The organism is Paenibacillus sp. J22P51 (genome assembly GCF_059692215.1).
This window is the reverse complement of sequence record NZ_JCAUAZ010000001.1, coordinates 1,173,119-1,189,658: the sequence shown is the minus strand read 5'-3', so window position 1 is coordinate 1,189,658 and position 16,540 is coordinate 1,173,119. Positions and strand designations below refer to the sequence as shown.

Annotated in this window: 13 protein-coding genes; 12 read left to right on the top strand and 1 reads right to left on the bottom strand. The window is 44.1% G+C overall.

Annotated elements, in window-relative coordinates; all coding sequences use genetic code 11:
- Positions 1–151: 151 nt before the first annotated feature.
- The 3 genes from AC58QC_RS04740 (at position 152) to AC58QC_RS04730 (ending at position 3,867) form a co-directional block, all read left to right on the top strand.
- Entirely contained in the window at positions 152–1,474 is a 1,323-nt protein-coding gene (locus AC58QC_RS04740) for an ABC transporter substrate-binding protein (protein ID WP_497414028.1), read from the top strand.
- Between the two features lie 104 nt (positions 1,475–1,578).
- Positions 1,579–2,808: an MFS transporter gene (locus AC58QC_RS04735; RefSeq protein WP_497414027.1), complete on the top strand. Its 1,230-nt coding sequence runs from the start codon at positions 1,579–1,581 to the stop codon at positions 2,806–2,808.
- A 99-nt stretch (positions 2,809–2,907) separates the two neighbouring features.
- Complete coding sequence (locus AC58QC_RS04730) at positions 2,908–3,867, top strand: NAD(P)/FAD-dependent oxidoreductase (RefSeq protein WP_497414026.1); 960 nt, start codon at positions 2,908–2,910, stop codon at positions 3,865–3,867.
- Positions 3,868–3,936: 69 nt separating this feature from the next.
- Here the strand turns inward: AC58QC_RS04730 and AC58QC_RS04725 are convergent, their stop codons facing one another.
- Positions 3,937–4,650 carry a DUF2161 domain-containing phosphodiesterase gene (locus tag AC58QC_RS04725; RefSeq protein ID WP_497414025.1) on the bottom strand — a complete coding sequence of 238 codons (714 nt, stop codon included), beginning with the start codon at positions 4,648–4,650 and terminating at the stop codon, positions 3,937–3,939.
- 119 nt (positions 4,651–4,769) lie between these two features.
- Here AC58QC_RS04725 and AC58QC_RS04720 point away from each other — a divergent pair, with 119 nt between their 5' ends.
- The 9 genes from AC58QC_RS04720 to AC58QC_RS04680 all read left to right on the top strand — a co-directional run bounded on the left by AC58QC_RS04720 (position 4,770) and on the right by AC58QC_RS04680 (position 16,540).
- Positions 4,770–6,068, top strand: coding sequence for a sn-glycerol-1-phosphate dehydrogenase (locus AC58QC_RS04720; protein WP_497414024.1), 1,299 nt, complete (start codon positions 4,770–4,772; stop codon positions 6,066–6,068).
- A gap of 859 nt (positions 6,069–6,927) precedes the next feature.
- Entirely contained in the window at positions 6,928–8,823 is a 1,896-nt protein-coding gene (locus tag AC58QC_RS04715) for a PrkA family serine protein kinase (RefSeq protein WP_497414023.1), read from the top strand.
- Positions 8,824–8,972: 149 nt separating this feature from the next.
- Entirely contained in the window at positions 8,973–9,194 is a 222-nt protein-coding gene (locus tag AC58QC_RS04710) for a hypothetical protein (RefSeq protein WP_497414022.1), read from the top strand.
- Positions 9,166–9,489 carry a hypothetical protein gene (locus tag AC58QC_RS04705; RefSeq protein WP_497414021.1) on the top strand — a complete coding sequence of 108 codons (324 nt, stop codon included), beginning with the start codon at positions 9,166–9,168 and terminating at the stop codon, positions 9,487–9,489. Before AC58QC_RS04710 ends, AC58QC_RS04705 begins: the two co-directional genes overlap by 29 nt.
- Before the next feature lie 409 nt (positions 9,490–9,898).
- Positions 9,899–10,669 carry a tyrosine-protein phosphatase gene (locus AC58QC_RS04700; RefSeq protein WP_497414020.1) on the top strand — a complete coding sequence of 257 codons (771 nt, stop codon included), beginning with the start codon at positions 9,899–9,901 and terminating at the stop codon, positions 10,667–10,669.
- Positions 10,670–10,703: 34 nt separating this feature from the next.
- The gene (locus AC58QC_RS04695; RefSeq protein WP_497414019.1) at positions 10,704–13,145 is read left to right on the top strand and encodes an S-layer homology domain-containing protein; all 2,442 of its coding nucleotides are present in this window, start codon (positions 10,704–10,706) and stop codon (positions 13,143–13,145) included.
- Positions 13,146–13,268: 123 nt separating this feature from the next.
- Positions 13,269–14,024, top strand: coding sequence for a YveK family protein (locus AC58QC_RS04690; protein WP_497414018.1), 756 nt, complete (start codon positions 13,269–13,271; stop codon positions 14,022–14,024).
- A complete protein-coding gene (locus AC58QC_RS04685) occupies positions 14,005–14,691 on the top strand; it encodes a CpsD/CapB family tyrosine-protein kinase (protein ID WP_497414017.1) in 687 nt (228 codons plus the stop codon). The genes AC58QC_RS04690 and AC58QC_RS04685 overlap by 20 nt, the downstream gene beginning before the upstream one ends.
- 28 nt (positions 14,692–14,719) lie before the next feature.
- Positions 14,720–16,540 carry a polysaccharide biosynthesis protein gene (locus AC58QC_RS04680; RefSeq protein WP_497414016.1) on the top strand — a complete coding sequence of 607 codons (1,821 nt, stop codon included), beginning with the start codon at positions 14,720–14,722 and terminating at the stop codon, positions 16,538–16,540.

Below are 16,540 nucleotides of genomic sequence, written 5' to 3'. Positions count from 1 at the left end.
AAATATGTTCAAGATATTCCACCTTTATGTTCAATATACTCGGTGTTAAGGCACGATGTAAGTGTTTACAATGAATCTTGTAAGGAAGCAACGTAAGAACAAAGCACGGAGAGTTAAACGAGGAAACATTATAAAGGGAGGCATTACCTAAATGAAAAAATTAACAATGGTCTCAATGGCGGCTGTACTGTCCTTATCAGTACTTGCGGCTGGTTGCGGTAAAAAAGACGAGACAGCAAGTCCTGCTCCAACTTCAGGAGCATCCACAGCAACAACAACGCCTGCTGCTAGCGGCAAGCCAGTTACTATTAAAATCTTCCAATTTAAAGTAGAGATCGCAGATCAGCTTGGCAAAATGGTGCAAGAATATCAGAAGCTGAATCCGAATGTGAAAATCCAAGTTGACACTGTCGGCGGTGGAGCTGACTACGGTGCTGCCCTTCTTGCGAAATTTAACGCAGGTGACAAACCGGATATTTTCAACAACGGTGGTTTCACTGATCTAGATAAATGGATCGAGAACTTGGAAGATCTATCGGATCAACCTTGGGTTAAAGATCTTGTGGATGTAGCGAAAGAGCCAATGACCAAGGGTGGAAAGTTATACGGTCAACCGCTTAACCTTGAAGGTTATGGCTTCCAATACAATAAAGATCTATTTGCCAAAGCGGGCATCACTGAGCTTCCTAAAACGTTCTCTCAATTAGAAGCAGCGGCTAAAAAGCTAAAAGATGCGGGTATCACACCATTTGAAACAGGCTATGCCGAGTGGTGGGTACTAGGAAACCATTTCGTAAACCTTCCGTTTGCTTATCAGAAGGATCCGAATGCGTTTATCGATGGTTTGAACAAAGGAACTGCGAAGATTACGGGTAACGAAGTGTTTAATCAATGGGTGAAATTGTTCGACTTGCAATTGCAATATGGTAACAAAAACCCATTGCAAACCGACTACAACACACAAGTAACGGATTTCGCAACGGGTAAAGCAGCCATGACGCAACAAGGTAACTGGACACAAGTTCAAATTACAAAAACAAACCCAGACATCAAAATTGGTTTCTTGCCAATGCCGATCAGCGATGACGCTGCTGCGAATGACAAATTGTTCGTAGGCGTACCGAATAACTGGGTAGTTAATAAAAATTCTGCTGTAAAAGACGAAGCTAAGAAGTTCTTGAACTGGATGGTTAGCTCCGATATCGGTAAGAAATACATCACAGAAGAATTCAAGTTTATCCCAGCGTTCAAAACAATCCCTGCTGATGAGAAAGTACTTGGACCATTAGCTGCTGACATCATCACGTACAGCAAAGCTGGCAAAACATTGAGCTGGAACTGGTTCAAATTCCCTGGTGGCGAAGCATCCAGTAAAAAATTCGGCGATGTTATGCAAGGTTACGTAGCTAAGAAGTATACGAAGGATCAAATGTTGGAAGAATTCCAGAAAACATGGGATAGCCTTAAGAAGTAACCCGAATCTAGACGTACGACAAGCCTCAGCGCCAATGCTGAGGCTTTTTGCTATTTAACAGATGTGACAATGGCTGTTACAATGAAGAGGACTGGAGGTCTATCATGATTCTAAAAATTAGAGCATGGCTGCAAAGCAGAGGGACTACACTTCCACTTGAGAAAAAGCTGTCTCATGAGGCGGTCATTTCCCTACTTATTCATTCTATTTTTCAATTCGGAGCTTCCATGTCAGGGGTGTTTCTCAATTTATACTTATGGCGGTTAACGCATAGTGTTGTCGTGAATGGTACATACAGTATGATCGTTTATATCCTAACACCGATTGGGTTCGCCATTGGCGGTTATATGATTAAGAAGAAGGATCGCATGGTATCTTACCGGTTGGGTATCGTACTGATTGGTCTCTTCTATTTAAGTGTGAGTATTGCTGGGGAGCGGCTTGTTGAATATTACGTCCTATTTGCGATCTTTAATGGACTTGCAGGCAGCTTCTACTGGGTCGGCTATTTAACCCTCATGTATGATGTGTCAACCGAGCAGAATCGGATTCGATATCTCGCTTATAATATGATGTTTTTTACAGCGGCTACTCTCGCGGGGCCAGCCCTCGCTGGCTTCATTATTCGTCTAAAAGAAGGTCTAAGCGGCTATACCATCGTCTTCTCGATTGCTTTCTTCATGTTCTTACTTGCTGCGATCATTTCTATGAAAATTAAGGCATTAGGCGGCCATCACCGTGTTTACTATTTAAAATATACCGGGCTCATCATGAAGAAAAAGCAAGAGTGGTCAAAAGCGCTGCTTGGCTTCTTCGTCATGGGCTTGCTTCAGGGGACGATGTTGTTTCTACCTAACATCCTTTTATTCAAGGTGCTGCCGCGTGAGGATTTGGTAGGTTATCTCGGTGTTCTCTATTCAAGTTTAAGTATTGTTATGGGGATCTTTATTTCCAAATATGCAAACGCGAGCAGAGCGAGGATGTATCTTACGATTTCGACAGTGGGCTATCTTGTGGGGATCTCCTGTATTATCGGAAGTTTAAATGTGTGGTCCGTGGTCGGCTTTATGATTCTGTATTCGATCTTCGCACCGCTTCAAGGGAATACCATGACAGGCTACTATTATAGCTTGATTGCTAGGCTTCCTCTGAGAGGCGAATTAAAAGTAGAAAGCGTGGTTGTTCGGGAGTTTTTCTTGAATGTAGGACGGGTGATTTCCATTCTCGTTCTCATTATCTTCGGCAGCGACTTGGATGGCGGCCTTATTCCTTGGATCCTGCTAATAGCCGCTCTAACGCAGTTTGGTATCGTCTGGTCGCTCAAGAATCGATAGGCAAGTAAGTGAGAGTTTGAACAACCTATATAAGGATGATAGTCCCTCAATTCGGTTATCCTAGATGGTAGTGAATTGGAGAAGAGGGGCATTGTGCAAATGGAGAGAGTGGATAGTATTATCGTCGGAGGAGGCATTGCCGGACTTCAAGCGGCGATTCAGTTAGGCAGATATGAGCATAAAGTACTTGTGGTTGACGCTGGTTACGGTCGTTCTACCCTGTGCAGAAGCTATCATAATATTCTAGGTTGGCCAGATGGGGTATCGGGGGAGGAATTGCGGCGATTAGGCAGGCTGCAAGCTGAGAAGCTAGGGGTTGCATTTGTCCAAGATGAAGTCGTACAGGCTGTCGTCAAAGGAAGAATCGGTGATGGCTTCGAGCTATGGGGAAAAAGCGGGCGCGGATATGAAGCGAGGACGCTTCTGTTAGCAACGGGCTTAATGGACCGCATGCCTGAATTACCGAATTTGAAGGAATGCTTGGGACTTACGGTGTATGTGTGCCCGGATTGCGATGGTTATGAGATTAGGGATCGAAGTACGCTCGTGATGGGCTCAGGTGATGCAGGAGCTGCTATGGCGATTAAACTTCGTCATCGCACAGATAAGATGATCTATGTGAATCACCAAAATCGAGCTGTGAAAAGTGAGTTTCTGTTGGAAATGAAGAATAGGGGCATTACTTATGTGACGGAAGATCTTGCCCAGGTTGTGGTGGATTCGCCTGGGCGATTCAAGGGAGTCATGCTTAAAGATGGCGGACTCTTGCAAGCAGACCGAGGCTTTATTGCATTCGGCGGGAATGAAGTAAAGTCAGATTTGGCGCGACAGCTTGGCGCTGAACGCATGGAGAATCGGCATATTATGACCGATCCCCGGAGTAAAATGACGAGTATCCCGTTCGTATGGGCCGCCGGCGATGTTGGCGTTCATGCGGAGCAAGTGACGATCGCGATGGGGGAAGGCTCACAGGCGGCGATTTGGATGAACAAAGCGCTGCTGAGGATGAATGAGGAAGCGAATGTGCATCGGGTTGTTATTCGTTCTCAGGCTGACTAAAAGGAAAAGTGGAACAAAGGCTTGAGAAGTTTTGGGACAGACGGTAAGTGGATTAGACATAGAAAAAGACTAAGGGACAGACACGGCTGGGAATGCTGCTACTACGTGAGCATACTCTTGTAAGGCTTTCTCGCCGTTAGGCGTAAGATGATAGATGCCGCGGCTTTGTCTCACAAACCAACGATAGTAGTTTTGCTGTAGAAGCGAGCTGACGTTCATATTGTTGGTAAATTCTCGCAACTTGCGTGGGCTCAAAGGACCGTGCTGCTGCATCAGATAAGCGCAGTGAAGCGATTTCTCACGATACGCTGTCATTAGCTTCTGCTGGGAGCTTCCTCCCACATTATAGTCGCCACTGCGCTCATGAAATTCGGTCATAAGCTTTCCAGAAGCCCTTTTGTTCGGGCGAAGCGTATAGGGTGTAGGCTCACAGACGAGATCGACTGTGGGCTGTTTGCGTTTGTAGAATTGAACAGTTAAGACGCCAAGCCCCAGCATGCGACATAGTCGACGGATATCCTCCCATTGTAAGCGGTGGGGGGCTTTTCCTTTGTTAGGGAGCTCGAAGGCGACATATACGTCTTGGGTGAGCTTCAAGCGTTCTATACCTTGAACGAGAAGCGGGATATTAAAGCCTTTCTTTAGTTCAACAATAACCGGGGGCTCATCGCCACGAATTGCCACTAAGTCACAGTGCTTTACTTCCCCGCGGACGGTATAGCCACGCTGCTCGAAGAAGTGTTTAATCGGTGCATAGAGCTCGGTTTCGGTTTGGATCGGCATGAGGGTCTTTTCTCCTCTTTTCATGCAAAAAGTCTGATAGAATGGCTTTTATTATAGCATAGGTTACGCTAGAATAGGTGGGAGAATCACTTGTACGTACAGGACAGGAGATGAGAGATATGAGTGAATTGTTACAGGAATGGTTGGATAAAAGTTTGGCGTGCGCCTGCGGTCAAAAGCATGAAGTTCCGATTCGCCGTATTGTCATAGAACGAGAGGCTATAGCTGATGTTGTTTATTATGTGAGGGAAGCGGGCTATGAGGAAGTAACGCTTGTCGCGGACACGAATACGTATGCAGTGGCTGGTGATAAGCTTCGCTCGTTGTTGGAAGAAGCGCAGGTGAGAGTTGGCTTGAGCTTGATTCGTGAGAACGGGATGGGGGAAGTCGCCGCTGATGAGGGAGCAATCGTTCAATTGATGTTAGACACGTCGACTACTTCACAGGTATTGATGGCAGTGGGTACGGGGACGATTCATGACATTGTACGATTCGTGAGTCACCGAACGAATCGGCCTTTCCTCTCCGTGCCTACAGCTCCATCCGTTGATGGCTTTGCCTCTGTTGGCGCTCCGCTCATCGTTCGCGGCTTCAAACAGACGATTCCTTGCTCTGCGCCTGAGGCGATCTTCGCCGATTTGGGCATCCTCGCTGCGGCGCCGCAGGCGATGATTGCGGCTGGCGTTGGCGACATGCTCGGCAAGCACACCTCCCTCGCGGACTGGTCGCTCGGCCGTGTGCTACTGGATGAGCACTACTGCGAGCTCAGCGCTCGCTTGACATTGGAAGCGGTGGAGCTGTGCACCGCTCATCTAGAAGAGATTGCGCAGCGCACCGAGCTGGGCATGCGTCGATTGATGGAAGGCCTGATCCTATCCGGCCTTTCCATGCTCTTGGTCGGCCACTCGCGGCCGGCCTCTGGGGCTGAGCACCATCTCTCCCATTATTGGGAGATGGTGCTCCTGCAGCAGCGCCGTCGGGCGCTGCTGCACGGCGCGAAGGTCGGCGTCGCGACCGTGCTCATGGCGCAGCGCTATCGAGCGCTGCTGGGGCTCTCGGCCGACGAGGCCGCTGCGCGCCTAGCGCAAGGGCAGGCCCCGAGTGCGCAGACGGATGCGGAACGCATCCGGGCGGCCTACGGGGCCATGGCCGAGGCCATCATCGCCGAGAATGCGTCGGCGATGGGGGTGGATGCGCGTGCGCTGCAAGCGCGCATCGCTGCGCATTGGGGCGATGTGCAGAGCATCGCCCGCGCGGTTCCGGCGCCGGAGCAGCTTGCTGCGTGGCTAGCGGCGGTGCATGGGCCGGTAACGCCGGACCAGCTTGGCGTGGAGCCAGCGCTGGTGGAGGCGTCGCTGCAGGATGCGCTGTTCGTGCGCAACCGGTTTACGATCTTACGCTTACAGCGGCTGCTGTAAGCGTTGCGGTAAACTGCGCGTGCGACGAACGAACGGCATAAGTAAGTACAATGGTCGTGATCGCAGCGTGAGGTCTTCGCTGAGCTTGATCGATTTCCTCACGTGGAGATGTCCGTACGATTTAGCTGGAAAACCTACAGTTAATTCCGCCCTGTTTCCGCAAAAATGACGATTAGCTGGAAAAACTCCAGTTATTTCAGCCGATTTGGGGAAATCCGAGGGGAATGTATGAAATTAACTGTAGGAAACCCATTTAATCGCCTAACGTTTGCTATGTTGAATAAATTAGCTACAGAAAATCCATCTAATTTGTTTGCAGAAATCACCGCCTGACCTGGTAACGTGTCTATCCTAGTGTATGGCTAGCTACTTAAAACACGATTACCCATACGATTACTCCGTTTTATCCCATTTTTAGCGCCGCACCATCTCATCAACCAACACAGTTAATCTGAACGCTCCAGGATCCATCCCCCCTCCCCCAACAAGCCAGTCCTTTATAAACCTAACGCCAGCATCAAACTAGCTCCACCCAGACTAATTGCCTGTTACCTCGAGTAACTTGTGATGGTCCTCGTGTGAAGCCCCTACTGCATGACCTCCCGACAACACAATCCAGATGTGGAATTGGTTGGTTTTCACTTTGGGTTAACCCCGTTCTCCACTTGTTTTCATCTAGTTTTCAAGGAGTCGATCGTTTTCCAATGATGTAGTGACATTTTTGGAGAAAGGAACAAATCCATATTCTCTTTAAAATTTCGGGCAAGTTATCCTTCTTGGGTGCATAGGATTGTAGTACACAATTCACCATCACGAGCTGACCTATTGCCAGTAAAGGCAGCAGTGAAAGGAGGTACCCATGGACATATTCAAAAGAATTTCAGAGCATCGTACGGAGAAGGATTCATTGAGCTGGACCGGTACGTTCGCGGAGTACATAGAATTGCTTCGCAGTAATCCTGGACTCGCGAGAACTGCGCATTCAAGGGTCTATGACATGATTGCTTCGCAAGGCATCAACGACCAAGTCGGCCACAAATCCTACAAGTTTTTCAACCAAGAGATCTTTGGCCTGGATCGTGCCGTTGAGAAGCTGGTGGAAGAATATTTCCATTCCGCTGCCCGTCGATTGGATGTTCGTAAACGTATTTTGTTGCTAATGGGTCCTGTAAGCGGTGGGAAATCCACAATTGTGACCATGCTGAAACGCGGATTAGAGCAATTTTCCAAAACAGATTTAGGGGCAGTCTATGCGATCAAAGGGTGTCCGATGCACGAAGAGCCGCTTCATTTGATTCCAATGGAACTGCGACCAGAGATTGAGCGCGAGCTTAATGTGAAAATTGAAGGCAGCTTATGTCCATCGTGCCAAATGCGTCTGAAGACGGAGTACAACGGTTGTATTGAAGATGTGCATGTGGAGCGTGTATTTGTCTCCGAAGAAGGACGTGTAGGGATTGGTACCTTCAGTCCATCAGATCCCAAATCGCAAGATATCGCGGATTTAACGGGAAGCATTGACTTCTCGACGATTACGGAATTTGGTTCCGAGTCTGATCCTCGTGCGTATCGTTTCGATGGCGAGCTGAATAAGGCGAACAGGGGTATCATGGAGTTCCAGGAAATGCTGAAATGTGATGAGAAATTCCTGTGGAATTTGCTCTCGCTTACCCAAGAGGGTAATTTTAAAGCGGGTCGCTTTGCCCTAATTAGTGCCGATGAATTAATTATCGCGCATACGAATGAAACGGAGTATAAGTCCTTTATCGCCAATAAGAAAAATGAAGCCCTGCAGTCTCGTATGATTGTGATGCCGATCCCTTATAATTTGCGTGTATCAGATGAAGAGAAAATTTACTACAAGCTTATTGGGCAGAGTGATATGTCACACATTCATATTGCGCCTCATGCGCTTCGTGTGGCTGCGATCTTCTCCATTCTCACGCGTTTGAAGGAAACGAAGAAGCAAGGTATGGATTTGATCAAAAAAATGCGCATGTACGACGGTGAAGTGGTTGAAGGCTACAAAGAAGCTGATCTGAAGGAAATGCAAAATGAATATCAAGAAGAAGGCATGAGCGGAATTGATCCGCGGTATGTCATCAACCGAATTTCAAGTGCCTTAATCCGTCAGGATCTCCAATGTATTAATGCCTTAGATGTGCTGCGTGCGCTGAAAGACGGTTTGGATCAGCATCCATCGATTACCAAGGATGAGCGGGAGCGCTTCCTCAATTTCATCTCCGTTGCTCGTAAGGAATATGACGATATTGCCAAGAAGGAAGTGCAGAAAGCGTTCGTCTACTCCTTCGAAGAGTCGGCCAGAACGATTTTCGATAATTACTTGGATAATATTGAGGCTTACTGCAACTGGGGGAAAATTAAGGATCCGTTAACCGGCGAGGAGATGGATCCAGATGAGCGCCTCATGCGTTCCATTGAAGAGCAGATTGGGATATCGGAAAATGCGAAAAAAGCTTTCCGCGAAGAAATATTGATCCGCATCTCTTCTTACTCACGCAAAGGCAGAAGATTTGACTACAGCAGTCACGAGCGGCTTCGTGAAGCGATTGAGAAGAAGCTATTCGCTGATTTGAAGGACATCGTGAAGATTACAACCTCAACGAAAACACCAGATGAGAAGCAGCTTAAGAAAATTAACGACGTAACGAAGCAGTTGATCGATGAGCATGGGTATTGCCCAGTTTGTGCGAATGAATTGCTGCGTTATGTTGGAAGCTTGTTGAACAGATAGGCTAACGTGCTTAAAACCAAAGACCTGAGCGGGTGACGACCCCTTAGGTCTTTTTAGCTGTGTAATTGATGCCGATTGCTGCCTAACACGTAATCTATGAATCTCTCATATACTACTTTAGTTTCATAATAAGGGAGGTGTAGAAGATCATGGCAGGGAACTCAATGAAAATAACGGGCGCTTACATTTTAATGTTAGTAAGCTTTCTAGCTATCATCTTGACATGGGAGTTGAGGCTGCTATCACCTTTGGGGGGGATTTTCATTGTAGGTGTAAGCTTCGTTGGAGCCGTTTTGATGTGGCAGGATGCTGCCGAGCCATTGCAAGGAGCTGGCGAGGAGAATGTCAAACGAGCCAAGGCCGATCGCTGACAAGAAGGAGGATAAAGACAACACCCCCCAGAAGTCGAAGCCTGAATCCGGGAAGTGGAGTGATTTATTTGGATTCGGCAGAATGATGGACAAACTCCCACTGTATAAGCTCTCAGCAAGAATGGCCTATTGCATGTTTTTTGATTTGCTTTTATTATTTTTTGTTTTAATTCTTCGGGCTACTGATACCAAAATGAATGAGTTTCCGAATGCCTGGGATTTCAGATTCATTGTACTCACAACGATTGTTGTCTTTTTCGTGGGGATCTGTGATTTGTTTAAATTTAGGAAGTAAATTGGGGATTAGTTCTTGAACTAATGCCTCCTATGTAAAAAACATAAGAGGCTTCCTTTTTTCTGAGCAAGTTAAATTTAACTGAAAATTCACATATTAATTTCATGGGGGAACTTGTCGAAACGAATGGGTAATTTGTCATGTTTTGTCGAAATAGATAGGAAAATGCTACTATTTGAACGTATCGGACTTACTGCCTGAATTTTATGTAAAATTCGGATATTTTACAAAGATATATTTTTAATAAAGATTACATAAAGATAGCGTTGTGGTGCTATTTTCCTATTTTTTTGGTAGGCAATAATTTATTAATATGCTATACTTTCGTAAGACTTTCACCCAGAAAAATGCCAAAAATTCTAATTTTCTGTCGAATAGTACGAGCTAGTCCTAGTGATTGGGGTTTCCGATGATTGAAATACATAGTCATATACTACCAGATTTAGATGATGGGGCATCTGATTTGGAGCAAGCTGTTCACATGGCAAGGGAAGCTGTGGAACAGGGTATACATACAGTTATTGCTACCCCGCATCATGAGAATGGCAGGTTTACGAATGACGCTGGCTGCGTAGAGCTGCAGGTTAAAGCGTTTCAAGAGGAACTGAATAGAAGGAATATCCCTCTACACATTCATGCTGGTCAAGAGATCCGAGTGTATCGAGATTTAATTGAAGATGTGGAAGCAAAACGTTCAACCACCTTGGGTGGTTCTCGTTACATACTACTGGAATTCCCATCTGACCGAATACCTACGGGTATTCAAGAAATCGTGTATGAGTTACAACTAATGGATATTGTGCCGATTATTGCACATCCTGAGCGTAATCGTGAGATCATCGGTAATCCGATGAAGCTACTTGAGCTAGTGCAGCTCGGGACCCTGACACAAGTAACAGCTCATTCATTACTAGGCCATTTCGGTAAATCCATTCAGTCATTTTCGTTGGATTTATGTAAAAACAACCTTACTCATTTTGTTTCGTCAGATGCACACAACACGGCGAAACGTGGGTTTGCTCTTGCCGAAGCTTATGAAACTATAAGTGCTGAGCTTGGACAACAATATGTGAGTTCCTTCCAAAATAATGCCAACAGGGTCATACATAACTTACCCATTGAATCACTCTACCCTGTCTGGTCGAAGCCGAAATGGTTTCAGTTTTGGAAATCCAAATAAAGCAAGACAACTAATTTAATGAGGTGGATTTAGCATGACGATGAAAAAAAAATTAACCGTAACAACATTGGCAGCAAGCTTTATGTTTGCATCCATTGCAGGACTTCCATTAAGCGAAAAAGGTTTGGCTAACCAACTAGGAGTTACAGCCGGTGTGGCATCTGCAGCAACTGTTCAAGATCAATTGAATGCCCTGCGCACCGAACTTGCAAGAGATACACAAGGAATTACTGATGTAAGAGCGACTAGAGATTATATTAAGAATAATACGAATACCCCAACATTTAATTCAGCTAAGAAGATAGAGCTTCTTGGGGATATTTGGACGAAAATAAATACTAAGTCAACTATTCCAATTGATTTAAATCCAGTATTTACACTTTTTAATGGATTAGACTTGTTCTATGACGAGTCAGGCGCAACGGTTGACGAATTAATCAATGAGCCTGCCAATCGGACTGTCATTAACAATTTATTCGAGGGAGTAGGACTTCCAGGAATTGATGATCCACAAGGGTTAACGAAACAAAGCGTAATTAATTTCCAACAAGCTGCTCTTGCAGCCTTGCAACAAGCGGATAGCAAAACAACGCTTAAAATAGCAATCGCTACTGCATTTCTAAGCGACGGCAGCAATTCACAAGTTATCAAAAACGCAGTAAATGATATCGTTACGAATAAAGTGTTGAATCAGCCTGTTGATAAGACGAACCCAGATCTTTTGATTAGCAACTTTCTAAATCTCTATGGCATAACCTTAGGCGATCTGAATGCTTTCCAAAACAATGTAGCTAATGAAATTGCACGAGTAGACGCACCAGCAGGTGTAAAAGCTAAATCAGCTAGATCTGCCATCGAATCTGCCGGAGTAAGATACCTGCTTGCAGGAGACATTCAGCAATATGCAGTATCTAGCACAACGACTTCATTACAACCAGGACTTAAAGTTTTCACGCAATCGGTCAATAACTATGTTACTTGGTCATTGCAAAGTGGAACAAATGTTAACTTGTCAAGTGGTGTATTATCACTTAACAGTGGATCAACTACTGGGTCAGGTATTATTCAAGCGCGTGACAATAAGTTCGGACTTCTTCTATACATAACCAGCCCAGTGACATTCACACAGGCATCATCCACAGGTGGCGGTGGTGGTGGCGGCGGCGTTCAAAGCGATGCTGACAAAGCAATCTCAGAAATTACGGGTCTTTTCAAAGACATCGCTGGAGCATCTCCAGAGAAGAAAGAAGCAATTCTCAAAGAAGCTCAAGAGAAAGTCAATGCAGCTATTGCAAAACTTTCAACTCTAGATCTTGCTTCATTAGTTACTGTAGAGAACGGAATTGCTAAACCAAAGCTTGATGTTGCTGGGTTAGTTAGCAAAGTTAAAGATATTGCGGCACAGTCTAAATTGCTAAATGACAAATTAAAAGCATTGAATCCCAATGCTAAAACAGAGTTAGTTACACTTACACTTAACTTCGGTACAATTAGCGCCAAATCAACAGAAATTCCATTCCCGAAAGATTTGCTTGCTGCTGCAATTGCCGCTGGCGTTGACAAAGTTGCTGTAGGATTAAATGGTCTTACTCTTGCTGTAGATCCAGCTGAATTTGGTGCTGACGCAACGCTTAAAGTAACAAGTCAAGATGCAACAGTTGCAACGAGCGTAACTACACTTGCTGTAGCATCGGGTGTATATGAATTCGAGTTCACTTCGGGCGGTAACAAAATTGAAAGCTTCGATACACCTGTTGAAGTAAGCATCCCAGTTCCAAACGGCAAAAACTTCGATACAGAGTTACTTACACTTGCGAAAATCGTTGACGGAAAATTAGAGTTCTACGGTGGTAAATTCGAAGATGGTGTGTTGAATGGCGTGCGTAACTCCTTCTCAACTTACACCGTTGTTGAAAACAAAGTGTCTTTCGGTGATACAGCTTCTGTTAAAACATGGGCTGGAAGACAGATCGAAGTAGCAGCAGCGAAAGGTATTCTTGAAGGTCGCGCTAATCAAGTCTTCGAACCGAATGGATTAGTAACACGCGCTGAATTTGCTAAATTGATTGTTAAAACTTTTAACTTGGAAAATGCAAGTGCAACAGAAAGCTTCAGCGACGTTAATGATTCGGATTGGTTCAAATCCTATGTAGCAGCAGCTGTGAAAAGCGGAATCGTTAACGGGAAATCCGATGACAAATTTGATCCGAATGGACAAATTACACGTGCTGAGATGGCAGTTATGTCTTCAAGAGCATTGACGCTTAAAGGTGCATCCCTTGAAGTAAGTAAAATTGACGATGTCCTTAAAGGCTTCAAAGATGTAGATACAATTAATGCTTCATTGAAAAATGGTGTGGCTCTCGCAGCAAGCGAAGGTATCATCGTTGGTGAAGAAGGCAATTTATTTAATCCAAATGCGAACTCTACACGTGCGCAAGCAGCTGTCGTAATTTATCGTTTATTGAACAAATAAGAATAGACTTATACTAGGAGGAATCCTCCTCTCTTCATAAGGGGGGGATTCCTTGTAATGTCTAAGATGAGTAATTATACAACTGATGACGATATTCGACATCATAGCTATGGAGGGAAAGTAATGGAACTCGAATTAAAGGATTACTTGAAAATTTTGCGAAAAAGGGTGTGGATGATAATCGCAATAGTTGTGCTGGCGACAGTAACAACAGGTATTATCAGTTACTTTTTTATGCAGCCCGTGTATGAAGCTTCAACGAAATTAATTGTTAATAAATCAAATGATCAAGTAGGGGTATCCCGCATTGACACCGAATCGATCAATTTGAATCTCAGACTAATTGACACCTATAAAGAAATCATTCGAACGCCAAGAATTATGGATAAGGTCGTTGCCGATTACCCAGAATTGAAAATTAGTGCCGAGCAATTAGTTAAGACGGTTAAGGTCAGCTCGGTTAACAATACACAAGTGATGACCCTTATCGTACAAGATCCCTCGTATGATCGAGCAGCGAGAATCGTGAATGCCGTGTCAATTGTATTCCAGAGTGAAATTCCTAAGATTATGAAAGTAGACAATATCTCCTTATTGAATGAAGCCAAAGATATAGAAGCGCCCGTACCTGTTAAACCGAACAAGAAATTAAATGTAGCTATCAGCTTCGTTGTATCACTCATGATTGCATTAGGAATTGCATTCTTGCTGGAATATTTGAACGATAAATTAAAGACTGAGGAAGAAGTAGAACAATACTTAGGTCTACCAACCTTAACCATGATAATGAAGATGAAGCCAGAAGATTTTCAACATCATAGTAAGCAACAGAAAGAACAAAGGGTAGGGGAACAAACACATGTCAAACTCAGCCAATAAGAGACCTATAATTACTCATCAGAATCCCAAATCACCAATTTCCGAGGCATATCGGGCGCTGAGAACGAACATCCAATTTTCTTCAATCGATGAAGAGTTGAGAGTTGTTATGGTAACCTCTGCAGGACCTGGGGAAGGGAAATCAACGACGTTGATCAACCTTGCAGTCGCCTATGCGCAAGCGGATAAGAAAGTATTAATTATAGATGGGGATCTTAGGAAACCTACTTTGCATCATGCTTTACAAGTATCTAATCGTTTGGGTCTAACTAATCTATTAACGAATCAACTTACCATTACTGACGTATTGCAGGTCTCATTTGTTCCCAATTTGCAAATCATAACTTCGGGACCGATTCCACCTAACCCATCTGAAATTCTTTCTTCAAAAAAAATGTTAAGTGTACTCGATGAGTTAAAGCAGCAATTTGATATTATTCTTATCGATGCTCCCCCGGCAATTGCAGTAACTGACGCTCAGATCATTGCTACACGCTCAGATGGTGTAATACTTGTTGTAAATTCAGACAAAACGAAGAGAGATGTTGTTCTCAAAGCGAAACAAAACCTTGAAAATGTTCGAGCTAGAATACTCGGAGTTGTTCTAAACAATGTAGATCGTAAAAATAAAGATGCCTACTACTACTATTATTATGGTGAAAGTTAGTAAGATAATCTACTAGCGGGGGATTCCAGTGAAATTTGGCAGCAGAAAGACGATACTAGTTCTATTCGATATGATTTTGATTTGGCTAAGTGTTGTTATTGCTTATCTATTGAGGTTTGACTTGCATATTCCACATGCATATATGACACAGTGGATAGAATATTCTGCGATATCCATTGTGATTGGCACAGTTTGTTTGAACCACTTCAAAATGTATAGGCGTGTATGGGAATATGCTAGTATAGGTGAAGTCATTTCGATTATAAAGGCTGTTGTGATTACATGCACACTGTCATACTTCATCATGCTTGTGTTACATGAACCAAGAGTGCCGTTCTCTATCTACGTTAGGGTTATGGAGAACATGATCCTTATCATTGGAGCAAGTCGATTTCTCTGGAGAATATTTAGAGATAAATATTATAAGAAGAAGACAGACCAAAGAAAAGCTTTAATTATTGGTGCGGGTGATTGTGGAATTCTGATTGCCAAAGAATTGAAATATAATTCGAACTCACCGGTGTACCCTGTCGCCTTTGTGGATGATGATCCATTCAAGTTCAAGCATTTGATTATGGGGCTGCCTGTTCTTGGTGATCGGAATGATATTATTCAAATCGTGGAAGCTGGCGAGATTGAAGAAATCATTATCGCAATGCCGTCTGTCTCGAAGATAGAAGTATCTGAAATTATTACGATATGCAAGCATACGAAAGCCAAAATGAAGATCATCCCTAGGATTAATGATTTGATTGAAGGCAAAGTAACGATAAATGCAATTCGAGATGTCCAAGTCGAGGATCTGTTAGGCAGGGACCCAATTAATATCGATCTAGAGGGTATTGCTAATTATGTCCAAGATAAAGTTGTGCTTGTTACTGGTGCAGGTGGATCGATTGGTTCCGAGCTGTGCAGACAAATTGCACCATTTAAGCCAAGCAAGTTGATACTACTGGGTCATGGTGAGAACAGTATTTATGGGATCGAGAAAGAAATACATAGACTATTTCCTACTTTGAAAATAGAACCTGTTATCGCAGATGTCCAGGATATAGACCGGATGAAGGAAGTCTTTCAAACTTTTCAGCCTAAAGTTATTTTCCATGCAGCTGCACATAAACATGTTCCGCTCATGGAGCGCAATCCAGCGGAAGCTATTAAGAATAACGTATTCGGGACCAGAAATGTTGCAGAATGTGCCCACCAATTCAATGCTGAGAGATTCGTCCTTATTTCAACGGATAAAGCTGTTAACCCTACTAGCATAATGGGTGCAACTAAACGAATAGCTGAATTAATCATTCAAAATTTAGACTCGGTTAGCCAGACAAAATTCGTAGCTGTACGCTTCGGTAATGTGCTCGGTAGTCGGGGGAGTGTTATCCCGCATTTCAAAGAGCAAATTGCAATGGGTGGTCCTGTTACAGTTACCCATCCAGAAATGGTACGTTACTTCATGACAATTCCTGAAGCTGTACAACTTGTTATTCAAGCTGGATCCTTCGCACGAGGTGGAGAAGTATTCGTTCTCGATATGGGGGAACCTGTCAAAATTGTGGATCTAGCAACTGATCTTATCCGTCTATCCGGATTTGAACCTGGCATTGACATCGAGATTCAATTCTCTGGGATTCGTCCAGGAGAGAAGCTTTACGAAGAACTGCTTCTAAATGAAGAGGGACTTGGAAATACAACACATGATCGAATCTTCGTAGGTAGTCCAGTGAAGATTAGTCATGGTGAGCTTGCTTTGGAGATCCTGCGATTGGAACAAGTGATCGCGGAGAAAAGAGGGACTGTTCGTGAGGCTGTGAAGCAATTAGTGCCGAGTTTTAGTAATGTGGGTTAA

What these genes read in the sequence shown, in the direction of transcription:
- AC58QC_RS04730 (WP_497414026.1), top strand. Translation starts at nt 2,908, where the DNA reads ATGGAGAGAGTGGATAGTATTATCGTCGGAGGAGGCATTGCCGGACTT.
- AC58QC_RS04725 (WP_497414025.1), bottom strand. Translation starts at nt 4,650, where the DNA reads ATGCCGATCCAAACCGAAACCGAGCTCTATGCACCGATTAAACACTTC.
- AC58QC_RS04715 (WP_497414023.1), top strand. Translation starts at nt 6,928, where the DNA reads ATGGACATATTCAAAAGAATTTCAGAGCATCGTACGGAGAAGGATTCA.
- AC58QC_RS04685 (WP_497414017.1), top strand. Translation starts at nt 14,005, where the DNA reads ATGTCAAACTCAGCCAATAAGAGACCTATAATTACTCATCAGAATCCC.
- AC58QC_RS04710 (WP_497414022.1), top strand. Translation starts at nt 8,973, where the DNA reads ATGGCAGGGAACTCAATGAAAATAACGGGCGCTTACATTTTAATGTTA.
- AC58QC_RS04700 (WP_497414020.1), top strand. Translation starts at nt 9,899, where the DNA reads ATGATTGAAATACATAGTCATATACTACCAGATTTAGATGATGGGGCA.
- AC58QC_RS04690 (WP_497414018.1), top strand. Translation starts at nt 13,269, where the DNA reads ATGGAACTCGAATTAAAGGATTACTTGAAAATTTTGCGAAAAAGGGTG.
- AC58QC_RS04720 (WP_497414024.1), top strand. Translation starts at nt 4,770, where the DNA reads ATGAGTGAATTGTTACAGGAATGGTTGGATAAAAGTTTGGCGTGCGCC.
- AC58QC_RS04695 (WP_497414019.1), top strand. Translation starts at nt 10,704, where the DNA reads ATGACGATGAAAAAAAAATTAACCGTAACAACATTGGCAGCAAGCTTT.
- AC58QC_RS04740 (WP_497414028.1), top strand. Translation starts at nt 152, where the DNA reads ATGAAAAAATTAACAATGGTCTCAATGGCGGCTGTACTGTCCTTATCA.
- AC58QC_RS04705 (WP_497414021.1), top strand. Translation starts at nt 9,166, where the DNA reads ATGTCAAACGAGCCAAGGCCGATCGCTGACAAGAAGGAGGATAAAGAC.
- AC58QC_RS04735 (WP_497414027.1), top strand. Translation starts at nt 1,579, where the DNA reads ATGATTCTAAAAATTAGAGCATGGCTGCAAAGCAGAGGGACTACACTT.